The organism is Pseudaestuariivita sp., assembly GCF_052825805.1.
The window spans coordinates 162,059-177,581 of sequence record NZ_JBRBVB010000003.1 but is presented as its reverse complement, the minus strand read 5'-3'; the positions used below and the strand labels follow the sequence as shown (position 1 = coordinate 177,581).

General features: G+C 65.6%; 13 protein-coding genes. 6 read left to right on the top strand and 7 right to left on the bottom strand.

What is annotated here, in order from left to right:
- Positions 1 to 75 precede the first annotated feature (75 nt).
- Together tilS and ftsH are read left to right on the top strand one after the other, a co-directional pair.
- The gene (tilS, locus tag ACU0B3_RS05210; RefSeq protein ID WP_446259768.1) at positions 76 to 1,398 is read left to right on the top strand and encodes a tRNA lysidine(34) synthetase TilS; all 1,323 of its coding nucleotides are present in this window, start codon (positions 76 to 78) and stop codon (positions 1,396 to 1,398) included.
- A gap of 66 nt (positions 1,399 to 1,464) precedes the next feature.
- Positions 1,465 to 3,375: an ATP-dependent zinc metalloprotease FtsH gene (gene ftsH, locus ACU0B3_RS05205; RefSeq protein WP_446259767.1), complete on the top strand. Its 1,911-nt coding sequence runs from the start codon at positions 1,465 to 1,467 to the stop codon at positions 3,373 to 3,375.
- Between the two features lie 63 nt (positions 3,376 to 3,438).
- Here the strand turns inward: ftsH and ACU0B3_RS05200 are convergent, their stop codons facing one another.
- The gene (locus tag ACU0B3_RS05200; protein ID WP_446259766.1) at positions 3,439 to 3,906 is read right to left on the bottom strand and encodes a hypothetical protein; all 468 of its coding nucleotides are present in this window, start codon (positions 3,904 to 3,906) and stop codon (positions 3,439 to 3,441) included.
- 80 nt (positions 3,907 to 3,986) lie between these two features.
- On the opposite strand from ACU0B3_RS05200, the gene ACU0B3_RS05195 reads away from it, so the two are divergent.
- The 3 genes from ACU0B3_RS05195 to folD all read left to right on the top strand — a co-directional run bounded on the left by ACU0B3_RS05195 (position 3,987) and on the right by folD (position 7,430).
- Positions 3,987 to 4,568: an MOSC domain-containing protein gene (locus tag ACU0B3_RS05195; protein ID WP_446259765.1), complete on the top strand. Its 582-nt coding sequence runs from the start codon at positions 3,987 to 3,989 to the stop codon at positions 4,566 to 4,568.
- 146 nt (positions 4,569 to 4,714) lie between these two features.
- On the top strand, positions 4,715 to 6,391 hold the full coding sequence (locus ACU0B3_RS05190; RefSeq protein WP_446259764.1) for a formate--tetrahydrofolate ligase: 1,677 nt from the start codon (positions 4,715 to 4,717) through the stop codon (positions 6,389 to 6,391).
- A gap of 148 nt (positions 6,392 to 6,539) precedes the next feature.
- Positions 6,540 to 7,430 carry a bifunctional methylenetetrahydrofolate dehydrogenase/methenyltetrahydrofolate cyclohydrolase FolD gene (gene folD, locus ACU0B3_RS05185; protein ID WP_446259763.1) on the top strand — a complete coding sequence of 297 codons (891 nt, stop codon included), beginning with the start codon at positions 6,540 to 6,542 and terminating at the stop codon, positions 7,428 to 7,430.
- Here folD and ACU0B3_RS05180 read toward each other — a convergent pair.
- Both ACU0B3_RS05180 and pdeM read right to left on the bottom strand, forming a co-directional pair.
- Positions 7,427 to 7,846: a PaaI family thioesterase gene (locus tag ACU0B3_RS05180; RefSeq protein ID WP_446259762.1), complete on the bottom strand. Its 420-nt coding sequence runs from the start codon at positions 7,844 to 7,846 to the stop codon at positions 7,427 to 7,429. The genes folD and ACU0B3_RS05180 overlap by 4 nt on opposite strands.
- Complete coding sequence (pdeM, locus tag ACU0B3_RS05175; RefSeq protein ID WP_446259761.1) at positions 7,836 to 8,510, bottom strand: ligase-associated DNA damage response endonuclease PdeM; 675 nt, start codon at positions 8,508 to 8,510, stop codon at positions 7,836 to 7,838. The genes ACU0B3_RS05180 and pdeM overlap by 11 nt, the downstream gene beginning before the upstream one ends.
- A gap of 201 nt (positions 8,511 to 8,711) precedes the next feature.
- Between pdeM and ACU0B3_RS05170 the strand changes: the two genes are divergently transcribed.
- Positions 8,712 to 10,052, top strand: a complete 1,341-nt coding sequence (locus tag ACU0B3_RS05170) for a hypothetical protein (RefSeq protein WP_446259760.1) — start codon at positions 8,712 to 8,714, stop codon at positions 10,050 to 10,052.
- Positions 10,053 to 10,225: 173 nt separating this feature from the next.
- Here ACU0B3_RS05170 and ACU0B3_RS05165 read toward each other — a convergent pair whose 3' ends face one another.
- From ACU0B3_RS05165 to ACU0B3_RS05150, 4 genes are all read right to left on the bottom strand, one after another.
- Entirely contained in the window at positions 10,226 to 12,670 is a 2,445-nt protein-coding gene (locus ACU0B3_RS05165) for a ligase-associated DNA damage response DEXH box helicase (RefSeq protein ID WP_446259759.1), read from the bottom strand.
- A 39-nt stretch (positions 12,671 to 12,709) separates the two neighbouring features.
- Positions 12,710 to 14,014: an ATPase gene (locus ACU0B3_RS05160; RefSeq protein WP_446259758.1), complete on the bottom strand. Its 1,305-nt coding sequence runs from the start codon at positions 14,012 to 14,014 to the stop codon at positions 12,710 to 12,712.
- A 76-nt stretch (positions 14,015 to 14,090) separates the two neighbouring features.
- A complete protein-coding gene (locus ACU0B3_RS05155) occupies positions 14,091 to 14,579 on the bottom strand; it encodes a prepilin peptidase (RefSeq protein WP_446259757.1) in 489 nt (162 codons plus the stop codon).
- 2 nt (positions 14,580 to 14,581) lie between these two features.
- Positions 14,582 to 15,442: a tetratricopeptide repeat protein gene (locus ACU0B3_RS05150; protein WP_446259756.1), complete on the bottom strand. Its 861-nt coding sequence runs from the start codon at positions 15,440 to 15,442 to the stop codon at positions 14,582 to 14,584.
- Between the last annotated feature and the right edge of the window lie 81 nt (positions 15,443 to 15,523).

Genomic DNA, 15,523 nt, shown 5'->3' with positions numbered 1-15,523 from the left:
GACTTTAGGTATTTGAGAACCAGAGAAGCTCAGGACCGCTGTGACCCCGAATTGCCGGCGCGGTTTGGTGATCGGATGGGGCAGCTTTTGGGGCCTGACTTTCCGACCGACGTGGCGCTGGCAGTGTCGGGCGGGTCTGATTCCATGGCGATGCTGCTGCTCGCGCACGGCTGGGCGCGGCACATGGGGGTGCGTCTATGGATTGTGACGGTGGACCATGGGTTGCGGGACGGGTCTGCCGCGGAGGCGGCCTTTGTGAAGCGTGAATGTGCGGCCTTGGGTTTGAGCCACACGACGCTGCGCTGGGGCGGCTGGGACGGGTCCGGCAATCTGCAGGCCAGGGCGCGGGAGGCGCGGTACGGGCTGATCGACCGGTGGCGCGGGCTTTTGACCCACGTGCTGGTGGCGCACACGCGTGACGACGTGGCGGAGACCTTTCTGATGCGTCTCGCGCGTGGGTCGGGGGTCGATGGGCTGTCGGCTATGCAGGACGTGCGGCGGGTGTGGTCCGGGCCTTCGGAGCCGCTTGGCGCGGATGAGGTCGACGGGCCGCGGCCGCCGCAGTGGGAGCCGCGCAATGGGACGCGTGTAAGGCCGGGGTGGATGGACGTTGTCCGTCCACTGCTGAGCGAAAGGCGGGACACGCTGAGGGCGCATTTGCGGTTTTACCACACGCCTTGGGTGGAGGATCCGAGCAACGACGACCCGGCCTTTGACCGGGTGGCGCTGCGCAGGGCGATGCCGGAGCTGGCGCGGCTGGGGATGGACGTCGAGACGCTGGCGGCAACGGCGGAGCGCATGGCGCGCGCGCGCGCGGCGCTGGAGACGCGGGCGTTCGAGGCGGCGCGCGAGGTCGAGATCTGCGGGACAACCGGGGATGTGATCCTGTCCCGCGATCATTTGACGGCGCTCGATGGGGAGACGGCGCTGAGGCTCTTGGCAGAGGCGTTGCGGTACGTGTCGTCGCACCCGCTGCGCCCGCGCGCGAGTCTGCTGGAGGACGTGCTGGATCGGGCGGCGTCCGGTGGCGCGCTCAGCGGGCATGGGTGCCTGATCACCACCACGCGGGATAGTCTGCGCGTCACGCGCGAGCTGGCGGCGGTGGAGAGCCTTACCGTGCAGGTCGGTGATGGTTTGTGGGACAGCCGTTGGCGCATTTCCGGGCAACTCGTGCAGGGGCTCACGATCCAGGCTCTGGGCGATGCCGGCACGCGCCAATTGCCGCATAGGCCTGAGGGGATCCTGTACAAGTCGCTGGTGGCGATGCCCGCGCTTTTTGATGGAAAGGCGCTTGCCGCCTTTGCCCCGGCGGCGTTTGGCCCGCCTTATACCGCGCATCTCCAGCCGCCCGGTGGCGCCTTTGCCGCAGCATGGGCGCCATTGAAGCGGCGCCGTTGATCTCTATTTAAGACTTCAGGTCCATGTGGTAGGCAGCCCGTCACCACGCACGAGCGGAGAAATTCCTTGGGAAACGCACGCAACATCGCCTTTTGGGTTGTCCTTTTTCTGTTGATCCTGGCGCTGTTCCAGCTCTTCAACGGAGGCGGCGCCACCGGTCAAAGCCGCGAAATCAGCTATTCGGAGTTCGTGCAGTCCGTGCGCGATGACGCGGTCACGGCGGTCACGCTGGATGGCGAACAGATCAGGTTCCGCGGTGTGGACGGCAACGAATACGTCGCGATCAAGCCCGAGGATGCCAATGTCACGGACTTGCTGATTGACCAGAACGTGCCTTTGTCGGTGGAGCAACAGGAGCAGTCGGGATTCCAGACCTTTATCCTGTCGCTGCTGCCGTTCCTGCTGCTGATCGGCGTCTGGATCTACTTCATGAACCGGATGCAGGGCGGTGGCCGTGGCGGTGCGATGGGTTTTGGCAAGTCCAAGGCCAAGATGCTGACCGAAAAGCACGGACGCGTGACTTTCGACGACGTGGCCGGCATCGACGAGGCCAAGGAAGAGCTCGAAGAGATCGTCGAGTTCCTGCGCAATCCGCAGAAGTTCTCGGCGCTGGGCGGTAAAATCCCTAAAGGCGCGCTGCTGGTCGGCACGCCGGGCACGGGTAAGACGCTGCTCGCGCGCGCCATCGCGGGCGAGGCGGGTGTGCCGTTCTTCACCATCTCGGGCTCGGACTTCGTCGAGATGTTCGTGGGCGTGGGTGCGTCCCGCGTGCGCGACATGTTTGAGCAGGCCAAAAAAAACGCGCCGTGTATCGTGTTCATTGACGAGATCGACGCGGTGGGCCGGCACCGGGGTGCGGGCTATGGCGGCGGGAATGACGAGCGCGAACAGACGCTCAACCAGCTGCTGGTCGAGATGGACGGCTTTGAGGCGAACGAGGGCGTGATCATCATCGCGGCCACCAACCGTCGTGACGTCCTGGACCCGGCGTTGCTGCGCCCGGGCCGGTTCGACCGTCAGGTGACCGTGCCGAATCCCGACATCAAAGGCCGCGAGAAGATCCTCGGTGTGCACGCGCGCAAGGTGCCTCTGGGTCCCGATGCGGACATGAGGATCATCGCGCGCGGCACGCCCGGCTTCTCGGGTGCGGATCTCGCGAACCTCGTGAACGAGGCGGCGCTGATGGCCGCGCGTGTCGGGCGCCGGTTCGTGACTATGGAGGATTTCGAGAACGCCAAGGACAAGGTCATGATGGGCGCCGAGCGCCGCAGCATGGTCTTGACCGACGAGCAAAAGGAAAAGACGGCCTATCACGAGGCGGGCCACGCCGTGGTTGGCCTCGAGCTGCCGCAATGTGATCCGGTCTACAAGGCGACGATCATTCCGCGCGGAGGCGCGCTCGGGATGGTGGTGTCGCTGCCCGAGATCGACCGTCTGAACTGGCACAAGTCGGAATGCGAGGAAAAGCTCGCTATGACCATGGCGGGTAAGGCCGCCGAGATCATCAAGTACGGTGAGGACAACGTTTCGAACGGGCCGGCGGGAGACATCCAGCAGGCCTCCGCGCTGGCGCGTGCGATGGTCCTGCAGTGGGGCATGTCGGACAAGGTCGGCAACATCGATTACCGTGAGGCGGCGGAGGGCTATTCGGGCCAGACGGCTGGCCTTTCGGTGTCGGCGCAGACCAAGGAGCTGATTGAGGAAGAGGTGAAACGTTTTATCGCCGAAGCCTATGACCGCGCCTACAAGATCCTCACTGAGAAGAACGAGGAGTGGGAGCGTCTGGCGCAGGGCCTTCTCGAATACGAGACGCTGACGGGCGACGAGATCAAACGCGTGATGCGGGGCGAGCCGCCGCAAGCCGAGAAGGACGACGAGGACGAAAAGCCTTCGGGCAATGCGCCGTCGGTCACTGCGATCCCGAAGACGAAGCCTCGGTCCAAGCCGTTGGGCGACATGGAGCCGGAGCCTTCGTAAGATCGGCACAACAATGACAATTGCAAACGGCGCGCCACCAAGGTGCGCCGTTTCGCGTTTGGGCTAAAGCCGCTCCGGGAGCCCGCGTCCGTTGTTCCACCAGCGGTTCGGATTGTCGCTTTGCGGGTCGTAAGCCGCGCGGCTCACCCAATCCTCACGGACAAAGATCACAGGCTCTTCGTAGTGGTGCGCCCAGATCACGGCGTCCATCACCTTGGCCAAGGTGCACGGATCACGCGGCACCGAAATCTTGAGCTCGACCATCGGGTAGGTCTCTGTCGCTCCGGGCGTGAAGCCATCCACATGCGTGTCCGTGGTCGAGCCCGGCTCGGGCTGCGCGGTCTCGCGACCCACGGCGGAGATGCTCGCGTTGCGCTGATAGCGCCCGTAGCTGAGCGGATAAACGGCCATCACCGCATCGAGGATCCTGTCGGTGTCCTCCGGCAAGGTCTGCACCTCGAGCGTCCAGACAGGCTCCAGCCGCCCCGATTGCGCATGATACGTGTCGAGGGGATGCGGGGTCTGGGTCATCACGCGGTCAATCCAAAAACGGTTCTTGGGTTCGGCGCAGTCTATCGGCTAGACCTGTCGGAACCAGTCAGGAGATGCGCATGCCGGCCCTCAAACCTACCGACCATTTTGCCGAGATCACATGGCTGGGCTGCGTGATGACGGATGACCGCGAGGAGCTGTGGGCCGAGCCGCGCGATACCTTTGACCTCACCTTTGCCGGGATTGCGGGTGCGTTTCACAGCGGGGAGACCCGTGCGTCCTGCAGCCGGGTGACGTCGCAATATGCCAAGGGTACCCCGATCCGGAACGAACGCCAGCTGAGCATCGTGAGCGCTGAAGAGCTTGAGGCGATTGCCGCCGCGATGGGCGTGGATTCGGTCGATCCCGCCAGACTTGGCGCATCGATGGTGGTGCGCGGCATCGCGGACTTTACCCATGTCCCGCCCTCGTCACGCTTGCAGGCGCCGTCGGGTGCAACGCTGACCATCGACATGGAAAACCGCCCGTGCCATTGGCCGGGAAAGTCGCTCGACAAGGCCGAACCCGGCACTGGAAAGAGTTTCAAGCGGGCCGCCGAAGACAAGCGCGGCGTGACCGCTTGGGTCGCCGCCGAGGGGCGGCTCGCAGTGGGCGACACATTGCGGCTGCATGTTCCTGATCAACGCGCCTGGGCGCCCTGACGCGGCAGACGTTTCCGATTGGCTCTGCCGAGCGCCCGCCTTCGCCGGTTCCCGAACAGTTTGTGTCGGAATCGCCCTGCACATGGAGACCCCGCTGGGTCTAGACCGTACGCAACTGCATACGGCGAACGGCGGGAGGAATCGTCATGGCCTACAAATCCGACATCGAAATCGCACGCGAGGCGAAGAAGAAGCCCATTGGCGAGATCGGAGCCAAGATCGGCATCGATGGCGCGTCGCTGTTGCCCTACGGGCATGACAAGGCGAAGGTGTCTCAGGAGTTCATCAACTCGGTTCAGGACCGCGAGAACGGGAAGCTCATTCTTGTGACCGCGATCAACCCGACGCCGGCGGGGGAGGGCAAGACGACGACGACGGTGGGTCTGGGCGACGGGCTCAACCACATCGGCAAGAACGCGATGATCTGTATCCGCGAGGCGTCGCTGGGTCCGAACTTTGGGATGAAGGGCGGCGCCGCGGGGGGCGGCATGGCGCAGGTTGTGCCGATGGAGGAGATGAACCTCCATTTCACCGGCGACTTTCACGCAATCACGAGCGCGCACTCGCTGCTGTCGGCGATGATCGACAACCACATCTACTGGGGCAATTCGCTTGAAATCGACGTGCGGCGGGTGACCTGGCGGCGCGTGGTCGACATGAACGACCGGGCGCTGCGCCAGATCACGGCGTCGCTGGGCGGTGTGGCCAACGGATTTCCGCGCGAGGCGGGGTTCGACATCACGGTGGCCTCGGAGGTCATGGCGATCCTGTGTCTGGCCAAGGATTTGCAGGACCTGCAGAAGCGTTTGGGCGACATGATTGTGGCCTACCGTCGCGACCGCTCGCCGGTCTACTGCCGCGATATCAAGGCGGACGGCGCAATGACGGTGCTCTTGAAGGACGCGATGCAGCCGAACTTGGTGCAGACGCTCGAGAACAACCCGGCCTTTGTGCATGGCGGCCCGTTTGCGAATATCGCACACGGCTGCAACTCGGTGATCGCAACGACGACGGCGCTCAAGCTGGCGGACTACGTGGTGACCGAGGCGGGCTTTGGCGCGGACCTGGGCGCCGAGAAGTTCATGAACATCAAGTGCCGCAAGGCGGGGCTGGCGCCGTCGGTGGTGGTCTGTGTGGCCACCGTGCGCGCGATGAAGATGAACGGCGGCGTGGCCAAGGCGGACCTGGGCGCCGAGAACGTGGACGCGGTCAAGGCGGGGTGCCCGAACCTGGGACGGCACATCGAGAACCTCAAAGGGTTCGGCGTGCCGGTGGTTGTGGCGATCAACCACTTTGTCACCGACACGGACGCCGAAGTGCAGGCGGTCAAGGACTACGTGGCCGAGCAGGGGGCCGAAGCGGTCCTGTCCCGTCACTGGGAGCTGGGCTCGGAAGGCTCGGCGCCGCTGGCCGAGAAGGTCGTCGAGGTGATCGAGAAAGGCGAGGCGCAGTTCGAGACGCTGTATGCGGATGACATGCCTCTTGCCGAGAAGATCCAGACGGTGTGCAAGAAGATTTACCGCGCCGACGAGGCGGTGATGGACAAGAAGATCCTCGACCAGCTGGCTCTGTGGGAAGAGCAGGGCTACGGCAACTTGCCGGTGTGCATGGCCAAGACGCAGTACTCGTTCTCGACCGATCCGGGCCAGCGCGGCGCGCCGACCGGGTTCACAGTGCCGGTGCGTGAAGTGCGGCTGAGCGCGGGGGCGGGCTTCATCGTGGCGGTCTGCGGAGAGATCATGACAATGCCGGGTCTGCCGCGTGTGCCGAGCGCCGAGGCGATCCATCTGAACGCGGATGGCCAGATCGAAGGGCTGTTCTAAAGGACTGGCGGGACGGCGCGCGCCGAGGGGCGACGCCCCGCCCGCCGTCCCGCTGGGTGCCTGAACGTGTGACGTTTGGGCGGGTGACCGGCGGAGGGAGCCTCCGGCGGAGGTATTTTTGAACCAGAGAAGCTGGGGGACGCGCGAGATGGCAGCGACGGTGATTGACGGAAAGGCCTTTGCGGCCAAGGTGCGCGGGCAGGTGGCCGAGCATGTGACGCGGCTGAAAGGCGATCACGGGATCACGCCCGGGCTGGCGGTGGTGCTGGTGGGTGAGGACCCGGCGAGCCAGGTTTACGTGCGCAACAAGGGCAAGCAGACGGTGGAGGTCGGGATGGCCTCCTTCGAGCACAAGCTCGATGCGTCGGTGAGCCAGGGTGAGCTCTTGGAGCTGATTGGCAAGCTGAATGCGGACCCGGCAGTGCATGGGATCCTGTGCCAGTTGCCGGTGCCGGATCATATCGACAGCGATACGATCCTGGGGGCGATTGACCCGGCGAAGGACGTGGATGGGTTCCACATCTCGAACGTCGGTCTTTTGGGGACCGGGCAGAAGGCGATGGTGCCGTGTACGCCTCTGGGCTGTCTGATGATGCTGCGCGATCATCACGGAAGCCTGTCGGGCATGGATGCGGTGGTCATTGGCCGGTCGAACATCGTGGGCAAGCCGATGGCGCAGCTGCTTTTGGGCGACAGCTGCACGGTCACGATTGCGCATTCGCGGACCAAGGACCTGGCCGGCACCGTGCGGCGGGCGGACATTGTGGTTGCCGCGGTGGGCCGTCCCGAGATGGTGCCCGGCGACTGGATCAAGCCGGGCGCGACGGTGATCGACGTGGGCATCAACCGGATTGAGCGCGATGGCAAGAACAAGCTGGTGGGCGATTGCGACTATGCCTCCTGCGCGGAGGTTGCGGGTGCGATCACGCCAGTGCCGGGCGGCGTCGGTCCGATGACCATCGCGTGCCTGCTGGCCAACACGGTGACGGCGTGCTGCCGGGCCAACGGCTTGCCCGAGCCCGAGGGTCTGACGGCCTAAGTCGTGACGGGCACCATGGTGCCTTGCGCGAGCGCGATGTGGGTGCGGGTGCCGTCTGCATCCGCGTAGACGTCGGCTTGCACGATCACGAGGCGGCGGCCTGGCTTGACCACCTTGCCAATGGCGGTGAGGCGGTCGCCGGTGGCGGGCGCGATCAGGTTGATCTTCATCTCGGCGGTCAGGACTTCGGCCTCTGGCGGCATCACCGTGAGGGCGGCGTAGCCGGCGGCGCTGTCGGCAAGGGCAAAGGTCACCGCCGCGTGGGCGTAGCCGTGCTGTTGCAGGCATCCCGGCAGGATGGGTGCGGAGAGTATGACCTCTCTGGCGGCGATGCTGTCGATCTGGCCGCCGATGGTGCCGAGCATCGTCTGGCGGGCAAAGCTGTCCCGGATGCGCTGGTCGATGTCAGCCGGCATCGGCGTAGCGCGGCATGGGGAAGGCGAAGGCCCGGGGACCGGTCAGGATCGCCATGGCATCGGGCGCCATGAGTCGCGAGAGGGTGATGTCGTCGCTGCGCAGCCCGCCGGTGTAGGTGCCGAAGGCGGGCATGATGACGCGGTGCGTGTCGACCAGAAAGCAGGGCCGCGAGATCGTCCGCGCGCGCGTGGGGATCGCGGCCTTGGGGTGGTAATGGCCTGAAATCTCTCCCTTTTCCGGCGTGGCGATATGCCGGAACGTCAGGGGTGATTGGCGGTAGGTGGCGACATGAGCGCCGCCGAGCTGCAGCGGGCCGGGATCGTGATTGCCCTCGAGCCAGAGCCAGAGGCGGCCTGTCTGGAGGGCGGTGAGGCGCGCGCGGTGCGCCGCTGTCAGGCCCTCGACTGCGCGGCGGTCATCGAAGCTGTCACCGAGGCAGACGACCACGTCGGGCGCCAGGGCGGCGACTTCGCCCTCGAGCCGAGTCAGCGTGTCGTCGATCTCGTAGGGGGGGAGCATGATGCCCGCGCGCCGGGCGTGGCGCTCGGATTTGCCGAGGTGCAGGTCCGAGACGACAAGCGTGCCTGTCTCCTCCCGCCAGAGGGCGCCGGAGCCGCGCGCGCTTAGCCGTGCGCCGCAAAAGGAGAAATCGACACTGCTCATTGCCCTGGACAAAACAGGAACTTGGTGCCGCGCGCAAGGCTTTCCGCAGAGACAAAGCCGTGCCGGTTGACCGGTGAAGCGCGCTGTGGGCTAGTGACGCAACTTGAGTTCGAGGATCAGCCCATGCGTTTTCCGTTGATTTTGTCTGTGTGTCTGGCGGCAAGTCCGCTATTTGCCGAGGGCCAGAGTCTTGAGGAGGCCGTGCGCAAAGCCGCCGCGCAGCTGGCGCATCAGGGCGGGGACCTCGCCCTGCAGCACCGCCCGATCCCCTTTGCCGGCAACGAGCTGGCCGGGCAGCACAATTGTTTCTGGATGGGACCGGTCTACGCAGGGGCGTTCAACGTGGCCTACCCGGACGGGGGTGCGGTCTACTGGGGGACGGTGTTCACGATGCCGGAGGACCCGGGCGCGTATCTCGAGATCAGCGGGACCTTTCCGCAGACGCGGTACATGTCGCTGCACAGCTACAACGGCGTCGTGACCGAGGCAGCGCCCTATCACCGCGTGATGGATCAGGAGATCGTGCCCGATGATGGGGCGCAGAACCCGTTTGTGACCGGGACACGGGAGGGTGCGATGACCTTTACCCTGCGGGTGGTGCAGGGCGAAGTGCCGGAGAGCCCGGAGACGAACACCGTTTACCTTGGCCCGGCGGAGACGGTGGACCGCACGCCGCTCCTCATTCGGCACTACATCCCCGAAACGGGGGATGATCTGACCGGCGGGGTCGGGCTTTATGATGTGACGCTGGTGCGTGGGGACGGGACGCGGGTGACCGGTGACGCGGTGTGCGCGGCGCTGAATGTCCCGGCGGAGGACGATCCCGAGCGCAAGTTGATCGCGCCGGCATTGGATCAGGACCAGTTCGACGCGCTCCTCGAAAAGCCGAGCGTGGCGGAGAATTACCTCGACACCAGGCACACCGCATGGTCGGTGTTCTGGGACCCGCGGATCAACCTGATGTCCTTCAAATCGCCGCCGCTGCAGCGTGTGATGAAGGTCGCGGCTCGGGAGGGGTTTCTGCCCAAGACGTCGGGCTTTTACGCTAATCTCGACAACCAATACGTGTCGCTGGGGCTCAACGATAAATTCGGGGAGGTGGTCGTGCTGGAGGCGCGGCTGCCAAGGACGCCTGCCACCGGGGCGGAGGCCGCGGACACGGTGGCGTTCGACCTGCGGTACTGGTCGCTGTGCTCGAACGAGACGCTGGTGACGACGCGCTTTTCGGACTGCATCTACGACAGCGAGGTGACAGTGGACGCGGATCGGCGCTACACGATCGTGGTCAGCAAGGCCGCGAGCCGTCCGGCAAATGCGCGGTCGGAGTGCGGCGTGACATGGCTCGACTGGGGCGATGCCGGCGATGGGGCGGGGCACCCGGGGCTCACGAATCTCCTGATGCGGAACATGGCGCCGAACCCGGACTTTGCGCACGCGGTGCAGCACATTCCGGGACCGGGGCTCGAGGCGCAGACGATGGGTGCGTACCTGCCGGCGCCGGTTTACATGAGCCAAGCGGAGTTCGAGGGGCGGGGCTGCTGAAGCAGATAACTTCTCGCCTTACAGATGAGAAACTTGTGTGCACGCGCCGTCCCGCGGGGTGGCGCAATCGCGCCGCCCCAGGGGGGCGGGTCGGCGCGGCCTGACAGTGCCTGTCAGGCGGGCGCTTCGATTTAGGCATTTGTGTTTCTGGCTGAAGGCTACGCGCGGGCGTTTTACCAGCCCACCCGCCACTGCGGCTTGTCCTTGGGTTTGGGCGCATCCCCCAGCCCAGCGGTCGAGAGCAAACGCTCAGCCTCCTCAGCGAGCAAACGCTCGTTCGCCAGACCAGCCACTGGCACGCGCCCGGGCTCGAGGAAAAGCGGCGCGGCGAGTGGCGTCACCCGGTCCGGGGTCACCAGATCGATCCGGTCCTCGACCCGCGCGCACATCTCGCGGATGCGGTCGAAATCCACGAGGCCGCGCATCGCCTCGGTGCGTGTGATGCGCATCATCAGGTGATCGGGCTCGTATTTGTGCAGCGTGTCGTAAAGGATGTCCGAGCTGAAGGTCGCCTGCCGCCCGGTCTTTTCCTGGCCGGGAAAACGCCGCTCCAGAAGGCCGGCGATGGTGGCGGAGGCGCGAAATGTGCGCTTCATCACCGCGTTGCCGGCCAGCCAGGTGTCGAGCCCGCGCTCGAGCGCCTCGAGGTCGAAAAGCCCCGTCACGTCTGTCATCGCGTCGAGCCCCCAGATCAGCACCGCGTAGTCGGTCGCGACAAAACCCATGGGCGCAAGGCCCATCTCCTCCATCCGTTTGGTGAGCAGGAGGCCAAGCGTCTGCATCGCGTTGCGCCCGGCAAAGCCATAGGCAACCAGCTGCGCGCGCCCGTCATGCGGAAAGCTCTCGATCAGCAGCCGCCCCGGCTCGGGCAGGCGCGAGACCTGCCGTTGCAGCGCCAGCCAGTCGCGGGTGTGGCCCGGCAGCTCGGGCCAGTCCTCCTGCTGGAACATGCGCTGGATGCGGTGGCTCAGCTGGGTGGAGGTCGCGAATTTGGTGCCGAGGAACGTCGCGATCTTGGGTTTTTTTCCGGCGCGGCGGGTGACCTCGACCGTCAGCTCGCGCAGCCCTTCGTAGCGGACAACTTGGCCGCCGATCAGGAAGGTGTCGCCGGGCGTGAGCGTCGCGGCGAACCCTTCCTCGATCTCGCCAAGGGGTTTGCCGCCGCGCCCGCGAAACTTGACCTTGAGCGTGTCGGTGTCCTGGATCGTGCCGATGTTCATGCGGATACGGCGTGCCGCGCGCGGGTCTCGGAGCTGCCAGAGGCCGTCCCGCTCCACCAGCCGCTGCCACTTGTCATAGGCGCGCAGGGCGTATCCGCCGGTGGCGCAGAAATCGAGGCAATCGTCGAAGGCCGCGCGGCTAAGCGTGCCGTACCGGCCGGCGCTTTTCACTTCGTGGTAAAGCCGGGTCGCATCGAAAGGCCCCGCGCAAGCAGTGATCAGGATGTGCTGGCAGAGCACGTCGAGCGGGCCGGGGCCGGGGGGATCGCCATCCAGATCGTTCTCGTAGGCCGCTTGCAGGGCGGCGATGCACTCGACCACTTCAAAGCGGTTGGCAGGCACCAAGAGCGCCTTCGACGGCGCGTTGTAGCGGTGGTTGGCGCGCCCGATCCGCTGGATCAGACGCTTCACGTTCTTGGGCGCGCCGATCTGGATCACCAGGTCCACGTCACCCCAATCGATGCCGAGATCGAGCGAGCCGGTGCAGACAATCGCCCTGAGATCACCCCGCACCATCGCCTGCTCGACCTTCTCCCGCTGGCCGCGGTCGAGGGAGCCGTGGTGGATGCCGATGGGCAGGCTGTCTTCATTCGCGAGCCACAGATTGTGAAAGAAGAGCTCCGCCTGCGCGCGCGTGTTGTGAAAGATCAGCGTCGTCTTGTGCCGCCGCACTTCATCGAGCACCGCCGGGATCGCGTAGGCCGCGCCACCCCCGGCCCAAGGCGGCGCCTCGGCGGTTTCGAGCATCGCGATGTTCGGCTTGGGTCCGGGGTCGGCGTAGACGATCTCGCACGGGTCGGGGCTGCGCGCCAGCGTCTGCGCGATCCGCTCGGGGTCCTCGACCGTGGCCGAGAGACCCACGCGCCGCAGGTCCGGGCAAATCGTCTGCAGCCGCGCGAGCGCGAGCATCAGTTGGTCGCCGCGTTTGGACTCGTCGAGCGCGTGGATCTCGTCGATGATCACCCGCTTCAGCCCTTTGAACATGCGCGGCGCGTCGTCGTAGCTGACCAGCAACGCGAGAGACTCAGGCGTCGTCAGAAAGATATGCGGCGGGTCGGCGCGCTGCGCCTTCTTGCGCGAGGCGGGTGTGTCTCCGGTCCGGTCGTCGATGCGGATCGGCAGGCCGGCCTCGTCCACGGGCGTGCGCAGGTTGCGTTTGATGTCCGCCGCGAGCGCCTTGAGCGGGGAGACGTAGAGCGTGTGCATCCCCTCGTGGGTGCCATCCGCCAGTTCGGCGAGGGAGGGCAGGAACCCGGCCAAAGTCTTCCCCCCGCCCGTCGGCGCGACCAGCATCAGCGCGGGCGCAGACGCGCGCGCCATCATCTCCACCTGGTGGGGGTGCAGCGACCAGCCGCGCGCGGCAAACCAGTCGGCGAGGGGGGCGGGCAAATCCGTCATGGGATGGAGCTAGACCGCGCCATGCCCCGCCGCCAGAGGCTATTTCACGATATGCTCATCCTTGACGAACATGTTGGACCAGGCGCGGTCGATCAGCGCCGGGCTCATCTGGTTCGGGATCCCCTCGAACGCGCAGATCGAGATCATCTGGTCGATCAGGAACACCGGCTGGTAATTCGCATAGACGTTGTCGATGGTCGGGTACTTGGTGTCCAGCAAGTGGATCAGCGCCTCTTCATCCAGCGGCATCTTCTTCTTGCGCGCGACGAGGGCGAAAATCTTGAGGAAGTCCTCCTGGTCCGGGCCGTCGATCTTGATCTTGAAAAAGATGCGGCGCAGCGCGGCCTGGTCGAAAATCTCGTTCGGGTGCGAGTTGGTCGAAAAGATCACCAGCGTGTCGAACGGCACCTCGAACTTTTCCCCCGACTGGAGCGCGAGGATGTCGCGCCCCTCTTCGAGCGGCACGATCCAGCGGTTCACCAGAGCTTGCGGCGGATCGTCCTGCCGGCCAAGGTCGTCCACGATAAAGATGCCGCCCGTCGATTTGAGCTGCAGCGGCGCCTGGTAGGTGCGTGCGGTGGGGTTGAAGACGAGGTCCAGCATGTCGAGTTTTAGCTCGCCGCCCGTCACCACCGTTGGCCGGTCACACATCACGTATCGCGTGTCGTATTTTGTGCGGCGGCGCAGCTGCGTCGGATCGTCCGTCTGCTCCTCGGCGGCACTGTGCACGATCGGGTCGTAGACGGTGATGACTTGACCTGAATACTCGATCGCGCGGGGGACATAGATCTTGTCCCCCATCGCGTCGCGGATGCCATTCGAGATCGAGGATTTCCCGTTGCCCGGCGGGCCATACATCAGGATCGAGCGACCCGCGCCTACGGCAGGACCCAACTGGTCCAGCAGCGTCGGCGGCAGGATCAGGTGACCCATCGCGCGGGTCAGTTCGGTGCGCGAGATGTTGAGGTTCTTGATCGACTGGCGCTTGACCTGTTCGCGGTAGACGTCGAGCGGGACGGGCATGGCGCCGAAATACTCGGACTGCGCCAGCGCATCCATCGCGCGCGCCTTGCCCGCGTCGGTCAGCTGGTAGCCCATCTCGTTGCCGGAATTTGCGTTGAGCGTGCCGGTCGCCTCCAGCAGACGCTGGCCGCGGGCGATGTCGACCAGCTCTTGGGTCACGGCTCGGGGCAGGCAGATCGCGCGCGCCACCTCGGTCACTTCGCAGACGTTCCGGCGGAACATCGTCTTGAGCAGGATGTCCCGCATCATCACGGGCGAAAGCGCCATATCCTCGAGGCGCGCAGGCACGGGCGGCGGCGTGACGGAAGAAGAGGCGGTCATCTGGGGCTCACGATCAAACTGCGGGGTGCGCGAGGTATCGCGCCAACCGGTTGAGGTTTGGTGAATCTCTGTGGCCTCAGAGTGGGCGGTTTTGGACAATTGAAAGGACGAGGTACGCCGTGAGCGCCGGTCCCAGTGCAAGGCCCATGGGAAATTTCGGGTCGGTCCAGCTGGCCCAGTCGGGCGCGAGGCGGCGGAGCGGGGAGGCGCGCACCCCGCGGTGCACGGTGATCGCGGCGACCATGGCGGCGGCGAGCACCAGCATCGCGAACCAGACGTCAGCGGCGGCGACGAATGGAGCTGCGGCCGCCAGGAACTTGGCATCGCCCGCGCCCATCGCGCCAAGCGAGGTCAGCGCGAAACCGAGGCCGAAGAGCACAAGCACATGCAGCCAGCGCCAGGCATAGACGTCGAGCGGCAGCGCCAGCGGACCAACCAGCGCAAAGACGGCCAGCAACGCCAGAACTGCATGGTTTTTGATTTTCATTTGTTTGACGTCGGTGAAGGCGACGTAGAGGCAGATCGGCGCCACAAAGGGCAGGAACAGCCAGAGGCCCTGCCCCATCGTCAGTTGGTCACCGTCGTCTCGAGCGCGTCGAGGCTGCGCGAGGCGGCTTCGAAGTGCTGCGGATGCGTGTCGAGCGCCTCGCGGAAGAGGCCGCGCGCCGTCGTCGTCTCACCCTGTTTCAGCGCCGCGAGGCCGAGCGTGTGCAAGAGCTGCGCCCGCTCGATCTGCGTCATCGGGATGACCGGCAGCGTATAGTTGCCCTGCGCGCCGCGTGCGAGCACCAGGTTGTTCTTGGCCGTGAAAAGCTCGGGATTGGCGCGGATCGCCTGACCAAAGAGCGCCTCCGCCTCGCTCGGTGCGCCGCGCGTCAGCTTGGAATAGCCCCAGTTGTTGAGCACGCTGGCGGGGGTCGTCGTCAGGCCGAGGGCGGTTTCGTAGAACGCGTCGGACTTGGCCCAATCCTGCTTGCTGTCGGCGATCATCGCCTCCAGCCGGTAGCGGCGGTAGGTGGCGTGGGTTGGGGGGATCGCAACCAGCGTCGCCTCCGCCCGCGTCCAGTCGTTGGTGCGAATGAGCGCGTCGGCGAGCGCGACTTCGTCTTCGGGTGTGCTGTCCTCGTGGGTGGTCACGCGGCTCCAGGCTGCGACGGCCTCGGGAAAGCGTTTGGCGCGGATCAGGGTTGTGGCGAGGCCGCGCTGCAGCTCGATCTTGTCCGGTTGGCTGGTGAGCGCGCGCTGGAAGTAGCTGACGCCCTCGTTCGGGTCCGACACTGTCAGCATGACCGAGTTGAGGTTGCTTTCGTCAACGACGTTGATGTCCTGCAATGTGCGGTCGACGGCATTTTCGCGGGAGAGCTGGCTGCATCCCGACAATACCAAAGCGCTCACGAGACACAGGCCCCCGATCGGGATTGCGCGCATGGGTGCGTCCTTTGCTGCTCTTTGCCCGACGGGTCGGGCCACTGCCTCTGTGCCATGCGTTCAGCCTCTGAAACGGGTCTG